General features: G+C 73.1%; 8 protein-coding genes. 6 read left to right on the top strand and 2 right to left on the bottom strand.

Annotation, left to right across the window (positions count from 1 at the left end):
- Positions 1-1,656, bottom strand: a 1,656-nt coding sequence (locus RR3_RS18315; protein WP_064066642.1) for an IniB N-terminal domain-containing protein, incomplete at its 3' end; no start/stop codon positions are given.
- 245 nt (positions 1,657-1,901) lie between these two features.
- Here RR3_RS18315 and RR3_RS18310 point away from each other — a divergent pair.
- The 5 genes from RR3_RS18310 to RR3_RS18290 all read left to right on the top strand — a co-directional run bounded on the left by RR3_RS18310 (position 1,902) and on the right by RR3_RS18290 (position 10,508).
- Entirely contained in the window at positions 1,902-3,695 is a 1,794-nt protein-coding gene (locus RR3_RS18310) for an Hsp70 family protein (RefSeq protein WP_072786519.1), read from the top strand.
- Between the two features lie 3 nt (positions 3,696-3,698).
- On the top strand, positions 3,699-6,167 hold the full coding sequence (locus RR3_RS18305) for a LuxR C-terminal-related transcriptional regulator (RefSeq protein WP_048772074.1): 2,469 nt from the start codon (positions 3,699-3,701) through the stop codon (positions 6,165-6,167).
- Positions 6,158-7,666, top strand: coding sequence for an Hsp70 family protein (locus RR3_RS18300; protein WP_072786517.1), 1,509 nt, complete (start codon positions 6,158-6,160; stop codon positions 7,664-7,666). Before RR3_RS18305 ends, RR3_RS18300 begins: the two co-directional genes overlap by 10 nt.
- A gap of 92 nt (positions 7,667-7,758) precedes the next feature.
- Positions 7,759-9,087 (top strand): S1 family peptidase, encoded by a 1,329-nt coding sequence (locus RR3_RS18295; protein WP_040270590.1) that lies wholly within the window; start codon positions 7,759-7,761, stop codon positions 9,085-9,087.
- Positions 9,088-9,206: 119 nt separating this feature from the next.
- A complete protein-coding gene (locus RR3_RS18290; protein WP_059174335.1) occupies positions 9,207-10,508 on the top strand; it encodes a S1 family peptidase in 1,302 nt (433 codons plus the stop codon).
- Between the two features lie 384 nt (positions 10,509-10,892).
- Here RR3_RS18290 and RR3_RS18285 read toward each other — a convergent pair whose 3' ends face one another.
- Entirely contained in the window at positions 10,893-11,588 is a 696-nt protein-coding gene (locus tag RR3_RS18285) for a DUF8020 domain-containing protein (protein ID WP_010593270.1), read from the bottom strand.
- A 482-nt stretch (positions 11,589-12,070) separates the two neighbouring features.
- Here RR3_RS18285 and RR3_RS18280 point away from each other — a divergent pair.
- Positions 12,071-14,713: (Fe-S)-binding protein (locus tag RR3_RS18280; protein WP_072786515.1), on the top strand; the 2,643-nt coding region annotated here is incomplete at its 3' end.

The raw sequence follows: 14,713 nt of genomic DNA, 5'->3' as shown, positions 1-14,713 counted from the left end.
ACCGGCCAGACCCCCACCGAGGCCCGCACCCAGATCCGCCGCACCGTCGAGCCCACCCGTCAGACCACCGGCCAGATCACCTGCCGCCTCGCCGCCACCGGCGAGCTGCCCGCCGAGGTCGAGCGCACCGTCGAGGGCGTAGCCGAGCTGACCGGTCAGGTCGGCGTCGACGCCGAGCCCACCGCCGATGGTGGTGGCCAGTTGCGAACCGAGGTCCACGGTGGAGTCGACGGTGCCACCGAGGCCCGCCTCGAGCACGCCACCGAGGCCCGCCTCGAGCACGCCACCGAGCGCGGAACCGAGATTCGCGCCGGCCTCCCCGCCGACGGAGAACGCGGAGGCGAGCACCGCGGACAGGGTGCCGTCGGCGCTCGATTCGACGGATGCGGACAGGTCGAGCGCGACGTCGAGGGCGTTGCCGAGTTCGAGGGTGGCGGAGTTCTCGAGGCCGAGCGCGCCGCCGAGCAACCCGCCGACCGCGGTGCCGAGGTCCAGGTCGCCGGCGGCGTCGCCGCCGAGGAGGGCGCCGAGGTCGATGCCCCCGACGAGCCCCCCGTCGGCGCCGGCCTCGAGCACGGCGCCGAGCGTGCCGCCGAGATCACCGGCGACGGAGCCGCCGGCCTCGAGCAGAGCCGACAGGGAGGCACCGAGTCCGGCGGTCACGCCGGTGACGGCGTCGAGACCGCCGCCGAGGTCCAGACCGCCGGCGAGGCCGGTTCCGAGTTCGAGGACGGAGTCGAGGGCGCCGCCGAGCTGCGCGGTGAGTTCGGTGCCCAGCCCGAGCGTGCCGCCGAGGGTCGCGCCGACGGCCGTCGCGAGGTCCGCGCCTCCGGCGAGGGCCGCCTCGACGGCGGCGGAGAAGTCGCCGCCCGCGGCGAGTGCCGTGTCGAGCAGCCCGCCCAGCGCCCCGCCGAGCTGGCCGCCGAGCTCGCCACCGACCCCGAAGGCGGCCTCGAGTGCACCGGACAGGTCGAGCGCCGTCCCGGCCGTGGCGCCGAGCGCCGCATCGAGCGCTGCGCCCAGGTCCGCGACGACCCCGGTTGCGGCATCGAGTCCGAGACCGCCGGCGAGTGCCCCGGAGAGCACCGCGCCCAGGTCCAGGTCGCCCGCCAGGTCCAGGGCACCGGAACCGATGCCGCCGAGGGCACCGCCCGCGCCGAGGGCCGCGCCGAACGCCGCGCCGAGGGCGGCACCGAGATCACCGCCGAGTTCCAGGGCCGCGCCCAGTGTGCCGGTGAGGCCGGCGGCCAGCTCGGCCGCGAAGTCGGTGTCGATACCGAGGCCGCCGCCGAGGCCACTGCCGACGGCACCCGCGAGGCCGAGCCCCGCACCGCCGGCGAGACCGAGACCCGCACCGCCGGCCAGACCCCCGGCGAGACCACCGGCCGCACCGGCCCCGATGGCACCGGCCGCACCGGCTCCGATGGCGCCGGCCGCGCCCGCCGCCCCGCCGAGCGCCGCGGTCAGCTCTGCGGCCGTGCCCGCGAACAGTCCGCTGTCGGCGACGAGGGGCGCGACGGCGACGATGTCGGCGTGGCACACGTCGGCCAGCCCGGCCTGGGCCAGGGCGGTGTCGGGGTTCGCGCAGTAGCGGGCGAGGGCCTCGTCGTCGCGCAGCAGGCTGAGGATGAAGTCGAGCACAGCGTTGGTGGACATCGCATCTCCTGGGGTCGGTGTTCTGCGATTCACGCTACGAACGGCCGGTCCCCCGCCCAAGGGGGCCGAGACCCCCCTCGGTCCGGGGCCCGTACGGGGGTGCGCATTAGGGGATCGGGGCGGACAGGGGGATCGCCCCCGCACCAGGGTCGAAGGTCTCGTATCGGGCTAACGACATCGTGTCCGATTACGACATTCAACGCGACACGGCGGATACGTCCGCCCCGAACAGGGAGCGAAACGACATGGCAGCAGGGCTCGGAGTCACGATCGGTTCGGCGGATTCGGTGGCGGCCACCGCGTTCGATCGCGCCGACACGTACCGTCCGGTCGTCCTGTCCCGTGCCAGCGAACTGCACCTTCCCCCCGACGACGCGCCGCACCTCGGTCACCGGCCGGCCGCCCCGGGGGCGCTGGTGTTCACCGACTTCGTGAGCCGCGTCGGGGATCCCGTCGGTGTGCTCGCCGACAACGGAGCGTCGTACTCCGGGGCGGACCTGACCGCGACGGCGATCGGCTGCCTGGTGCACGAGGCCTCGCTCGACCTGCCGGAGGCCCCCGCGATCACGGTGGCGCATCCGGCGACCTGGGCCGGTTACACCGTCGACGCGCTGCGCGAGGCCCTGTCGCGGGCGGGGCTCGCGGACGTGACGCTGATGCCCGAGCCGATCGCCGCGGTGCGCTGGCTCGAGGCCACCCGGGGTCCCCTCGGCGACGGGGTGGTCGTCGTCTACGACCTGGGCGCCCGCACGCTCGACGTCTCGGTGGTGCGCACCGGCGCCGAACCGGTTCTTCTCGGCCGTCCGATCGCGAGCGAGGACGTGTGCGGCGGTCACCTCGACCATCTGGTCACCACCCATCTGCTGGACACCGTGCGCGACGACGTCCCCGACTTCGATCCGTTCGCCGCGCCGATGACGGCGGCGCTGGCGGAGCTGCGTACCCGGTCGAGAGCCGCGAAGGAGCAGCTGTCGACCGACACCGAGACGGTCGTCGCGATCGATCTGCCCGGGGTGCGGCGGGACGTGCGTCTCGTACGCGACGAGTTCGAGGAACTGGCCCGCGGCCCGCTGCAGGCGTCGACGGCGCTGGTGCACGAGGCGCTGCGCGGGGCCGGGGTCGAGCCGTCGGATGTGGGGCGGGTGCTGCTCACCGGTGGCGGCGGCGCGATCCCTCTCGTCGCCGAGCTGCTCTCGGCGGAGCTGGGCGTCGCGGTGGTGGCCGGGCCGCATCCGGCCCACACGGCGGCCCTCGGGGCGGCCCAGCCACGGGCGGGAACCGCGGTCGCCGCCCCGGTGGACGACGATGTGCCCACCACCGTGCTGCCGGTGACGACCGCCCGGCCGACCGAGGCGATCTCGCCGGTCCGCCCGGCCGTCGTCCCCGCCCCGGCTCCGGCCGCCGCGGCGGCTCCGGCTCCCTCCCGGTCGCGGCGCTACGTGCTCGCGGGGGCCGCGGCCGCTGCGCTCGTTCTGCTCGGTGCGGGTGGTCTCGCGGTGGGGACGCTCGGCACGTCCGACGCCTCGGAGGCCGGCGTCGGCGCCGCCACTTCCGCGACCGTCCCGGGCGCGACCCCCGCCTCGGCCGGGGGGCCGGCGACGACCGCGACCACCGGCTCCGGCACGAGCAGTGCCGTGCCCGCGACGACACCGGGCACGCGGGCCGCGGCCACGGCGGCGACGCCCGGGGCGCCCGGGACCGTCGCCCCTGCCGGGTCCGTTCCCGCGGGCACCACCGCGCCCGGTGCGGCGCCGGGCGCACCGGCCCCCGGCGCCGTCGCCCCGGGCACCGTCGCACCGGGCACCGTCGCCCCCGTCCCCACGACGACCCCTCCCCCGGCTCCCGCCCCCGCCCCGGCTCCCGCGCCGGCGCCCGCCCCGAACTACGGTTCCCAGGTCGGTGATGCCCTCGGCGGTGCCGGTGAGGGTGCCGGTGCGGTCGTCGGCGGCGCCGGCAACGCGGTCGGCGGTGTCGTCGAAGGGGTCGGCGGCGCCGTCGGTGGCGTCGTCGACGGCGTCGGCGGACTTCTCGGCAACTGACCGATGCCGCAACCCGTTTCCCTGCCGCGCGACGTCGCGCACGCCGTCGCCGCGAGTCCGCCCCGGCTGCTGCTCGCCGGTCCCGCCGGCAGCGGCAAGTCCGCGTTGCTGTCCTCGGTGCGGCAGACGCTCGCCGATCGGGGCCTCACCGTCGGCACCGATCCGGATTCGCCCGCGACGTCGGCGCTGGTGGTCGACGACGCACACACCCTGCCCGCCGAGTCCGTCCTCGCGCTCGCCGAGCAGGTGCGGCGCGGCGAGCGGGCGGTGGTCGTCGCGACGGAGCCGCGGCCTCACCGCAGCGATCTGCGCGCGTTGTCGTCCGCGTTCGGCGCGCACTCGGCGCTCGTCGAACTGCGCCCCCTCAGCCCACGCGAAATCGCCGGTCGGGCAGCGACTCTCGGACTCACGCCGCGTCCGGAACCGATCCGCGCGGTGCACCGCCTGACCGGCGGGACCCGCGACGTCGTGGACGCGGCCCTCGTGGCACTGCGCGACGGCACCGATCCCCGACGGGCCGCCGCGGCCCGCGTCCGGGACCGGCTCGCCGGTGGCGACCCGGACCTGCCCCGGGTGCTGGTCCTCGCCGCTCTCGGCGGCACCCTCGATCCGCTCGAGGTCGCCTCCGTCCTCGGCGTCGAGGCGGACCGCGCGCGGGAGCTCGTCGACGCCGCGCGAGCCAGTGGCCTGCTCACCGTCGACGGCGACGTCCCGATCCCCGCGGCCGCCGCGGTGCCCGCCACCGTCCTCGGATCCCACGGCGTCCGCACGCTCGCGCACCGGCTGGCGGCGCTGCGTCTCGACGCGGGGCTGCTGTCCGCCGACACCGCCCGCGCGCTCGCCGACGCGGGCGTGGCCGACGCCCGTCTCGCGGACCGTCTCGTGATGCTCGCCGCCGAGGCCGCGCCCGCGCAGGCCCTCCCGCTGTACGACGCCGCGATCCGCGCCGGTGCCGACGCCGACGCGCTCGATGTGCGCCGCGCCGAGACCGCCGGGCTCGCCGGTGATCTCGCCACCGCCGCACAGCTCACCGATCGGCTGCTCGACCGGGCCGCAACCCTGCCCGGCGACGAGCTGACCGCCGCGACCCGCATCGCCGCGACCGTCGCCGCGCGCCGCGGCATGCTCGGTCGCAGCGCGGATCTGTACGAGTGGCTCGGACCCGAGCGCGCGGGTGCCGATGCGCCCGTCGCCGCGACGGTGCTGCTCGCCGCGGGCCGTCCCGGCGCCGCTGCCCGGTTCGGCACGGCTGCGCCGGCACCGACGTCGTCCGCGGCGGCGGCGCAGCTGCTGGCCGCCGGCCTGCGCGAGTCCGTCGGTGGCGACGGGCGCGTCGCGATGAACAGCCTCACGCGGGCCCTGTCCGTGCACGGCACCGGCGACCGGACGCGGCTGCTGCCGGACACCCCGGAGGCGGTCACGGCACTGCTGTGCCTGCATTCCGGCGAACTCGTCCATGCCGCCGCCGTGCTCGGCCGCCCCAGCACCGTGCCGTCCGTGCGGCACCGCCTGCTCGCGGCGTGGACGGCGCTGATCGGCGGGGACCTGCCGGTGGCCACGGCCGCCGCCGACGAGCTCGCCCCCTCGGCGACCGAGCAGCGGGACCAGCTGTTCCTGCACGGGCTGCGGGTGGGCCTGGCCCGCCGCGGCGGCGACGTCGGCGCGCTGACCGCCGCCTGGACCGCGGCGCAGGGCGTGGTGGCCGCATACTCGGTGGACCTGCTGAGCCTGCTGCCCCTCGGCGAGTTGTGGCTCGCAGCGGTCCGGCTCGGCGAGGCCGACCGCATCGCCCATCTGGTCGCTCAGGCGCAGGAGCTCCTGTCGACCCTCGGTGAACCGCCGCTGTGGGGCGCGACGCTGCACTGGTACGGGGTGCAGGCGGCCATCGCCGCGGACCGGCCCGCGGAGCTGTTGCCGCACGCCCGCGCGCTCGGGTCGGCGGCGGAGTCCACCGCCTACGCGGCCGCCCTGGCGCGGGCCGGGCAGGCGTGGCTGCGGGTGCTGCAGGGCGACGCCGATCCGGCGCGGGTGCAGGCGGCGGCGGAGTCACTTGCCGCGATCGGCCTGCCCTGGGACGGGGCACGACTGGCCGGCGAGGCCGCGTTGCGGGTGGGCGACACCGCGACGGCGACGGCCTTGCTGCAGGTCGCACGGGCGGTGCGGCACCCGTCGGCCGCGCCGCGCTCCCCCGCGCCGGCGCCCGCTGCCGCCGCGCCGATGGCCCCGAGTCCCCTGTCGGATCGGGAGGCGGAGGTCGCCGACCTCGTCGTCGCCGGACTGACCTACCGCGAAGTAGGGTCCCGCCTGTACATTTCCGCGAAGACTGTCGAGCATCACGTCGCGCGCATCCGGCGGCGGCTCGGCGCCGGCTCGCGATCGGAGCTCATCTCGATGCTCCGCGCGCTCGGGCACGGGGCCGAGGCTCGGCAACCGGCAACCAGTGGGAACGGGGGGACTTCCGCATGTCCGTAGGCGTGGGCCTGAAAGTCGGCACCACCGTGTCCGCCGTGGCCGTCACCTCCGCCGAGGGCATCCGTCCCGACCCCGAACCGGTCGAACGCCTCACCCACTTGCACCTGCACTCCGACGGCACGGCCACACTCGGCGTCCGCGACCCCGGTGCCGGCGGGTGCAGCTCCTTCGCCGGCTTCGTCGACCGTGTGGGCGACCCGGCCGGGGTGCGCGCCGAGGACGGTGCGCTCTCCCGCGCCGAGGACCTCGTGGCGACCGCGATGGAATGCCTCCTCGCCGACGCCGCGCCCCTGGTCGGCGACGCCCCGGCGACGGTGGCCGCCGCGCATCCCACCGAATGGTCCCCGGCCACCGTCGCGGTGCTGCGCAACGCCCTCGACTACGTCGGGTTGCGGCACGTCGCCCTCATCTCCGACGCCGAGGCCGTCGCGGCGTGGTTCGAGGCGCGGGTCGCGCAGCAGAGCGGTCGGCTCGTCGCCGTCTATCACCTCGACGCCGGCGGATCGACGGTGACGCTCGTGCGTTCCGGTGTCGCCGCGGGCCGCGCGTTCCGCTATCCGGAGGGCGACGCCCCGTCGGTGCCCGCGCAGCTGTCGGCCGCGCTCGGCGCGTTCGGCTGGCTCGTCAGCAACCTCGATGCCGTCGTGATCAGCACCGAGGACCCCGTGGACCCGTCGGCGGCACAGCTCGTCGCGCAGGCCGTGAAGGCCGGGATGGGCGTGCGGTGCGTGCTGCCGCCGCAGCCGCAGCACACGGTGGTGCGGGGCGCGGCGCTCGCGGCCGCGGCCGGGTCGGCGGACATGGTCGGCGCCACCCGGATCATCCCGGCGGTCCGCTCGGCCGCCGCCGCACGCACACCGCTCGAGCCCCCTGCCGCCCCCGAACCCCGTGTCGCCCCCGAACCCCGTGCCGACGCCGGCCCCGCCGTCGCGGCGACCGTTACCGACCGGGGATCCGCCGAGCCGGACCGCGTCCCACCCAACCGGCTCGTCGTCAGCGGCGCCGTCGCGGCCGCCGTCGCGCTGCTCGTGGGAATGGGTGCCCTGGTGTTCTCGCTGCGGGACACCCCGGCGGAGACCCCCGTGCGGGAAGCGGGCGCCGCCTACGAGTCGCTGTCGAGCGCCGTGCAGGTGCCGTCGACCACCGGGACACCGACCGGTACCACCGCCGCCCCGGCGACCACCCCCGACGCGGCGCCGGTCGCCGTCGACTCGGGGCCCGTCGACTCGTGGCCCGCCGTCACCGAGCCGCTGCCCGCGGCCGCGGTCGCCCCGTCGACCCGGTCCACCACATCCCGCCCGGCACCCACCACCACCACGCGTTCGACCACGGCCGAACCCACCACGAGCGCGGCCACCCGGGAACGGGACCGGCCCACCCGGACGACGACCCCCACCGCCACCACGACCGTCGCGCCGACCACGACGGTCACGTCCACGCCCACCGGAACCACGGAACCGGACCCAACGGACACCACCGGTTCCGAGGCACCGGAGTGAGACCAACCGTCCCGTACGCTGTCACACGGTCGTGCTCGCTCCCGCGGCACGATCACGCACGAAACCCGTCAACACATTCTCGAAGGGCCCCCATGCGTTACTCGTCGGCGTCGCGCGCCGCTGCTCGTACCACCGTCCGCCGTGTCGTCGTCGCTGCGGCGTCGGCGCTGCTGCTGGCCGGGCCGCTCGCCGCGACCGCCCACGCGGCCCCGGCCGACCAGCTGCCGGTGGATCAGCTGCCCGCCGAACTCGTCGAGGCCATCAGCCGGGACCTGAAGATCAGCGCCGACGAGTACCTCGAGCGGTCCGAACGCGCCCAGGAACTCGCGGACTACGCGCGCACCTTCCGCGCCGAACGGCCGGACGACTTCGCCGGGGCATGGCTGGGCACCGACGGTAAGCCCGTCGTCGCGGTCACCAACCCCGACGCTGCCCGGCAGGCCGAGAACGACGGCTACCACGTCACCGTCGCGCCGGTGTCCGCGGACGGGCTCGAGCGGTCCCTCGCCGAGCTGAACCGCTGGGTCGCCGCGCTGCCCCGCGAACTGGCCTCCCAGGTGAACTCGACGTCGATCGACGTGTTCAACAACCGGCTGATCGTCGACATCGCCAACAGCCCCGCCGGCCGCGCCCTGAACCTGCCGACGCTCATCGCCAACGTCCAGGTCATGCTCACCCCCGGCCAGCCGCCGAACGAGCCGGGCCCGCTCGGGGGCGACACCTACATCACCGCCGACGGCGACGTCCGCTCGACGCCGCTCGACCGCATCGGCGTGTGCTCGTTCGGCTTCAACGCCGTCGACGCCGACGGGTCGGCCGTCAACATCACCGCCGGCCACTGCGACGCGGTCGCCCGCGAGGACGGCGGCTCCACCGTCTACCTGCCCAACCGGGAGAACATCGACGAGAGCGTGAAGATCGGCGCGTTCACCCGCTCGACCGTCGGCGAGGGCAGCACCCTGGACTACGGCATCATCGGCCTCGACCAGGCGGGCGTGGACGTCGGCCTGAACCGGCCCGTGATCCGCGGCGGCAACGGCTCGACGCTCACCGTCACCGGCACCGCGGCGCCCGTCGCCGGCGCCCCGGTGTGCAAGTCCGGGCAGTCGTCGTACTTCACGTGCGGCATCGTCGCCGCCGACCGGATCGAGACCCAGCTGGTCCGCGCCGACGGCACGAGCACCACGATCCGGGGCTTCGCGACCACCGCCTGCACCCTCTCCGGCGACAGCGGCGGCGCCATCGTCACCGGCACCCTCGCGCTCGGGGTGATCAGCGGCTCCAACAGCTCCGGCGCCCCGGACTGCGTGGAAGCCAACCTCGTCCTCGCCCCGCAGGGCGGCACGTCCAGCCTGGGCATCGCGATCCAGGACATCGAGGCCGAGACCGGCGCGCGGGTGCGCACCGGCGCGGCGGCCTGACCGGTTCGCGCGGCTGGGTGTACACGCCGCCGAACCCATATGATCGTCCCGTCCAGCACCGGCCCGCCCGGGGCCGGCATCTCCGCGCACCGTCGCGGAGATCAACGAGGAAGGCATCCATGCGACGCTCCTTCGCCCGTCGAGCAGCGGTCTACGGTTCGGCAGCGCTCATGCTGTTCGGCCCCGCCGCCGCCATCGCCCAGGCCGAACCGGCCCCGATCGAGGCGACGGCGCTGCCGAACGAACTCGTGGAGGCGCTGGCCCGGGACCTGCAGATGAGCCCCGAGCGGTACCTGACGGACGCTGCCCGCAGCCAGGAGCTGGCCCGCTTCGCCGAGACGGCGCGGGAGCAGTTCGCTGCCGTGTTCTCCGGTGTGTGGCTCGAGCAGGACGGCACGCCGAAGGTGGGGCTGACCGAGGGTGAGGGCTACGACGCCGCCCGCGAGGCCGCCGAGGACGCCGGATTCACCGTCGAGGACACCGACCGCACCGAGACGCAGCTGCGCGACGAACTGAAAGCGCTGAACGACTGGCTGGCCACCCAGCCGCCCGCCGTCGCCGACCTGGTGCGCGGCGTCGCCATCGACGTCGTGCACAACGACGTCGTGCTGCGCACCGAGAACGTCGCCGGGATCGAGCTGCCCGACTTCCTGCAGGGCGCCCGGGTGCTGTTCGCGCCCGCACCGCTCGTCCCGGAGCCGGCCGCAGGAGACCTGCAGCCCGTCGCCGATCTCGCCGCCCCCACGGCCCTGTTCGGCGGGGACGCCTACGCCGCCCTCGGCGCCGGTGATGGTCTGCGCTGCTCGCTCGGCTTCAACGCCGTCGACGGCTCGGACCGGCCGGTCAACATCACCGCCGGGCACTGCGACCCGAACCGGCCGTCCGCCGGCACCGAGTACGCGTCGAAGGTGTACCACCTGATCGGCGAGGACCTCGGCCAGCAGCTCGGCACCTTCGAGAAGACCAGCCTGGACGGCCACGACTACGCCCTGATCCGGCCCACCGCCGAGGCACAGGGCCGGTTCGAGAACAACGGGGTGCGGGTGCCGCTCGCGGCGCCGCTGCCGATCACCGGTATCGCCGAGCCCGTCGTCGGTGCGCCCGCGTGCAAGTCCGGCGTCCGCTCGGGCTACAGCTGCGGTGTCGTGACCGCGGCGGGTCAGACCGTCGAGGTCGGCCACCGGGTGCTGAGGGACGGCTTTTCCACCAACCTGTGCGCCCTGCAGGGCGACAGCGGCGGCACGATCGTCACCGGCACCCTCGCCCTGGGCATCTCCAGCGCCTCGAACGTCGGCCAGTACGGCATGTGCGAGATCGCCGGCGTGGTCAGCGGTCTGCTCGGCGAGTCGCCGGAGCTGTTCGCGACGCCGATCTCCGCGGTCCTCGCCGAGAACCCCGGGCTGCGCGTGCGCACCTGGTGATCGTCGCTCTGTGAGAGCGTCACTGTGAGTGGTCCCCGAGGGCCCGCCTCCGACCGGAGGCGGGCCCTCGTGCTGTGCGGCGTGTCGCACCGGGCGCGACGATCGGAAACCAGCCGACCGGTTTAGGATCCTGAGCGTCCCGAAGTCCGGCTGCGGAGTGTTCCGCGGCCGGACTATTGCATATCCCGGCGTCCGCTGACGGCCGGTTCGACAGAAGGTGAGTGGCCGGTGTCAACAGATCTGTTGCTGGTCGGGGTCGATATCGTGGGCTACGCCGTCGAGATAGTGGTGCATCTCTTCCGGTTGATCACGCTCAACTCCTGAGCTCCGAAGACAACTGCGGCCCCCCGCCATGGCGGGGGGCCGCAGTTGGATTGCTTGGGACTACTCAGCCCACTGAGTGGTGCCCGGAGGGGCCATCAGGGTCTGGATCAGGCCGATTCCGGCGACGATCAGCGTCGGGCCGCCGGCAGCGATGGTACCGACGACACTGCCGATGCCGAAACCTGCGGCACACCCGGGAAGTGCAGCGATGAGGGCGGTCGGAATACCGCCGGCCACCGCACCGATGACACACCCGATGATGCCGCCGGTCAAACCACCGACTGCAGAGGCGATCGCGAGCTGCGAGCTGAAGTTCTGCTGAGCCTTGAGGTTCTCCTCAGGCGACGCGACATCCTTCAGCGCCAGGCTGACGGGGTTCAGGCTCGGAGCCGTCTTGTCCTCCGGAGCGACCGGAGTCGCCTGGGACATGTCGGTGACCGGGGTGAGGGTGAGGGTCTTGCCGTCCTCGCTGATCTCCCGCTCGAAAGGCAGCTGCAGATCCCCGAGCTGGAAAGCCAGGGGAAGGCTGACGACCGCGTTGCCGTCGCCGTCCTGCAGTTCGACATTCTTGCCGTCCCCGGAAACCTGGAAGGTACCGGCGTCGATGACGGTGACGACGGACTCGCCGTCGACCTTGGACTCGTAGTTGATCTTCTCCGGTGCCGTGACCGCCGGAGCGGCGTAGGACGTGCCGGCGGTGAGGCCGACGGCAGCGATGGTCATCGCCGCCACGGCGGCGAGCTTCCTGAACTTCATTCGATTCCGTTCTGTGACTTCGGCGCACGCCCCCGACGGACGCCCCCCAAGTTCTGACACCAATGCGCCCCTGCGCACCGTAGGCCCTGATCGCGGGTGCGCGAAGCACATCTCGCGCAGCATCATAACCGACATCACAGGGATCGTCGCGTCCGGAATGTGCCGAATCCGTTGCCGGTCTGTTGCCCGACTCGACGGTAGGGATGCCGAAGCGTGACCGGTTACCGCACGTTAGGTATGCCTGACTCAATGAGTCGAAAGGTTTAACGCTTACCGTGGGCGGACACTCACGCTACGGCGCGATGCGGCAATTCGGCCGCCCCCCACGCGGCCGACCTCCACCAGGCACCGCGCCGCAGCACCGCGAGACTAGACTACTGGCCGGTAACTTCCTATAGCTACCGGCTGGTAACTTAGTTCGGGTTACGATGCGTGGGCTTATACCAGGCGGCCGCGGCCGCCCCCGACACGAAAGGCCACCTATGAATGCCCTGACGATCACGTTGGGCACGATCGGCGTGCTGCTCAGTCTGGTGTGCTGGTACTCGTTCATCGGTGGCGCGATGAAGATGGTCAACGTCGTCCGGATCGGCCAGCCGGCTCCGGATCGGTGGCAGCCGTTCTTCCCGCGCTTCAAGCAGATGCTCGTCGAGTTCGTCGCACACACCCGGATGAGCAAGTTCCGCACCGTGGGCTGGGCCCACTGGCTGGTGATGGTCGGCTTCATGCTCGGCGCGATCGTCTGGTTCGAGGCCTACGGCCAGACCTTCGACCCGGCGTTCCACTGGCCGCTGATCGGCAACACCGCCGTCTACCACCTGATCGACGAACTGCTCGGCCTCGGAACCGTGATCGGCATCACTGCCCTGATCATCATTCGGCAGCTGAACCACCCGCGGAAGCCCGAGCGGCTCTCGCGTTTCGCCGGCTCCGACTTCCGGGCGGCGTACTTCGTCGAGACCGTCGTCCTCATCGAGGGCCTCGGCATGATCTTCGTCAAGGCCGGCAAGATCGCGACCTACGGCCACGCCAACCCGTGGACCGACTTCTTCACGATGAACCTCGCCAAGCTGCTGCCGGCGAGCGCCGTGATGGTGTCGATCTTCGCGTTCGTGAAGTTGATGTCCGGCATGATCTGGCTGTACGTCGTCGGCCGCAACATCACGTGGGGTGTCGCCTGGCACCGCTTCGCCGCGTTCTTCAACATCTACTTCAAGCGTGAAGACGACGGTGGCGTCGCCCTCGGTGCCGCGAAGCCGATGACGTCGAAGGGCAAGGCCATCGACATGGAGACGGCCGATCCGGACACCGACACCTTCGGTGCCGGGAAGATCGAGGACTTCTCCTGGAAGGGCTGGCTCGACTTCACCACGTGCACCGAGTGCGGCCGCTGCCAGTCGCAGTGCCCGGCCTGGAACACCGGCAAGCCGCTGTCGCCCAAGCTGCTCATCACCTCGCTGCGCGACCACGGCTACGCCAAGGCGCCCTACCTGCTCGCCGGTGGCCGCAAGGACCTCGGCGGCGACGAGATCGGGCTGGTCGACGCCGAGGGCAACCCGGACGAAGCCAAGCTCGGAAAGATCCCGGCCGCAGCGCTGGCCGAGACCGACCGCAGGCTCGTCGGCGAGACCGTCGAGGGCGAGCTCGCGCCCGTCATCGACACGGAAACGCTGTGGAGCTGCACCAACTGCGGTGCCTGCGTCGAGCAGTGCCCGGTGGACATCGAGCACGTCGACCACATCATCGACATGCGCCGCTACCAGGTGCTCATCGAGTCCGACTTCCCGTCCGAGCTCGCGGGTCTGTTCAAGAACCTCGAGAACAAGGGCAACCCGTGGGGCCAGAACGCCAAGGACCGGCTCAACTGGATCTCCGAACTCGACTTCGACGTTCCGGTGTTCGGTCAGGACGCGGACACCTTCGCCGACTACGAGTACCTGTTCTGGGTCGGCTGCGCCGGTGCCTACGAGGACCGGGCCAAGAAGACCACCAAGGCCGTCGCCGAGTTGCTCGCGACCGCCGGCGTGAAGTTCATGGTGCTCGGCGCCGAGGAGACCTGCACCGGCGACTCGGCACGTCGCGCGGGCAACGAGTTCCTGTTCCAGCAGCTCGCGATGCAGAACATCGAGACGCTGAACTCGGTGTTCGAAGGCGTCGAGGACTCCAAGCGCAAGATCGTCGTCACCTGTGCGCACTGCTTCAACGCGCTCAACAACGAGTACCCGCAGGTCGGCGGTAACTACGAGGTCGTCCACCACACCCAGCTGCTCAACCGCCTCGTGCGGCAGAAGAAGCTGGTGCCGGTGGCGTCGGTGAGCCAGGACGTGACCTACCACGATCCCTGCTTCCTCGGCCGCCACAACAAGGTGTACGACGCGCCGCGCGAGCTCATGGCAGCGTCCGGTGCGAAGCTCACCGAGATGCCGCGGCACGGCGAGCGATCCATGTGCTGTGGTGCCGGTGGTGCCCGCATGTGGATGGAAGAGAAGATCGGCAAGCGGATCAACATCGACCGCGTCGACGAAGCGCTGTCGACGAGTCCGTCGAAGATCGCCACCGGCTGCCCGTTCTGCCGCGTCATGCTCAACGACGGTGTCACCGCTCGCCAGGAGAAGGGCGAGGGTGAGGGCGTCGAGGTCGTCGACGTCGCGCAGCTCATGCTCGACTCGATCACGCGTCTCGAACCGGCGCAGCTCGGCGAGAACCTCAAGGTGATCCCGAGTGAGCGGCCCGCTCCCGCCCCGGCCGCGGACTCGAAGGGCGCCGCCGTGGCGTCCGAGGCCGTCGCCGAGACCGAGGAGAAGGAACGCGTCGAGGAGATCGAGGAGGCGGCCGCGACGCCGGCAGCCCCCAAGACGGCCCCGGCCGATGGTCTTCAGATGAAGGGCGCCGCCAAGGCTCCCGGCGCGAAGCCGGGCGGACTGCAGATGAAGGGCGGTCTGAAGGCTCCCGGCGCGAAGGCTTCCGGTGACGGCGCCGCAGCCGAAGCTCCCGCTGCACCCGCCGCCAAGCCGGGCGGACTGCAGATGAAGGGCGGGCTCAAGGCCCCGGGCGCCAAGAAGGCCGCCCCGGCGGCTCCGGCCGCCGAATCCGCTCCTGCCGAGGCACCGGCTGCGCCGAAGGCG

The sequence above is a fragment of the Rhodococcus ruber NBRC 15591 genome (assembly GCF_001894945.1).
GTDB classification, from domain to species: domain Bacteria; phylum Actinomycetota; class Actinomycetes; order Mycobacteriales; family Mycobacteriaceae; genus Rhodococcus; species Rhodococcus ruber.
The sequence above is the reverse complement of the archived record's forward strand: the minus strand, read 5'-3'. Positions and strand labels throughout refer to the sequence as shown.

What these genes read in the sequence shown, in the direction of transcription:
- RR3_RS18310 (WP_072786519.1), top strand. Translation starts at nt 1,902, where the DNA reads ATGGCAGCAGGGCTCGGAGTCACGATCGGTTCGGCGGATTCGGTGGCG.
- RR3_RS18305 (WP_048772074.1), top strand. Translation starts at nt 3,699, where the DNA reads ATGCCGCAACCCGTTTCCCTGCCGCGCGACGTCGCGCACGCCGTCGCC.
- RR3_RS18300 (WP_072786517.1), top strand. Translation starts at nt 6,158, where the DNA reads ATGTCCGTAGGCGTGGGCCTGAAAGTCGGCACCACCGTGTCCGCCGTG.
- RR3_RS18295 (WP_040270590.1), top strand. Translation starts at nt 7,759, where the DNA reads ATGCGTTACTCGTCGGCGTCGCGCGCCGCTGCTCGTACCACCGTCCGC.
- RR3_RS18290 (WP_059174335.1), top strand. Translation starts at nt 9,207, where the DNA reads ATGCGACGCTCCTTCGCCCGTCGAGCAGCGGTCTACGGTTCGGCAGCG.
- RR3_RS18285 (WP_010593270.1), bottom strand. Translation starts at nt 11,588, where the DNA reads ATGAAGTTCAGGAAGCTCGCCGCCGTGGCGGCGATGACCATCGCTGCC.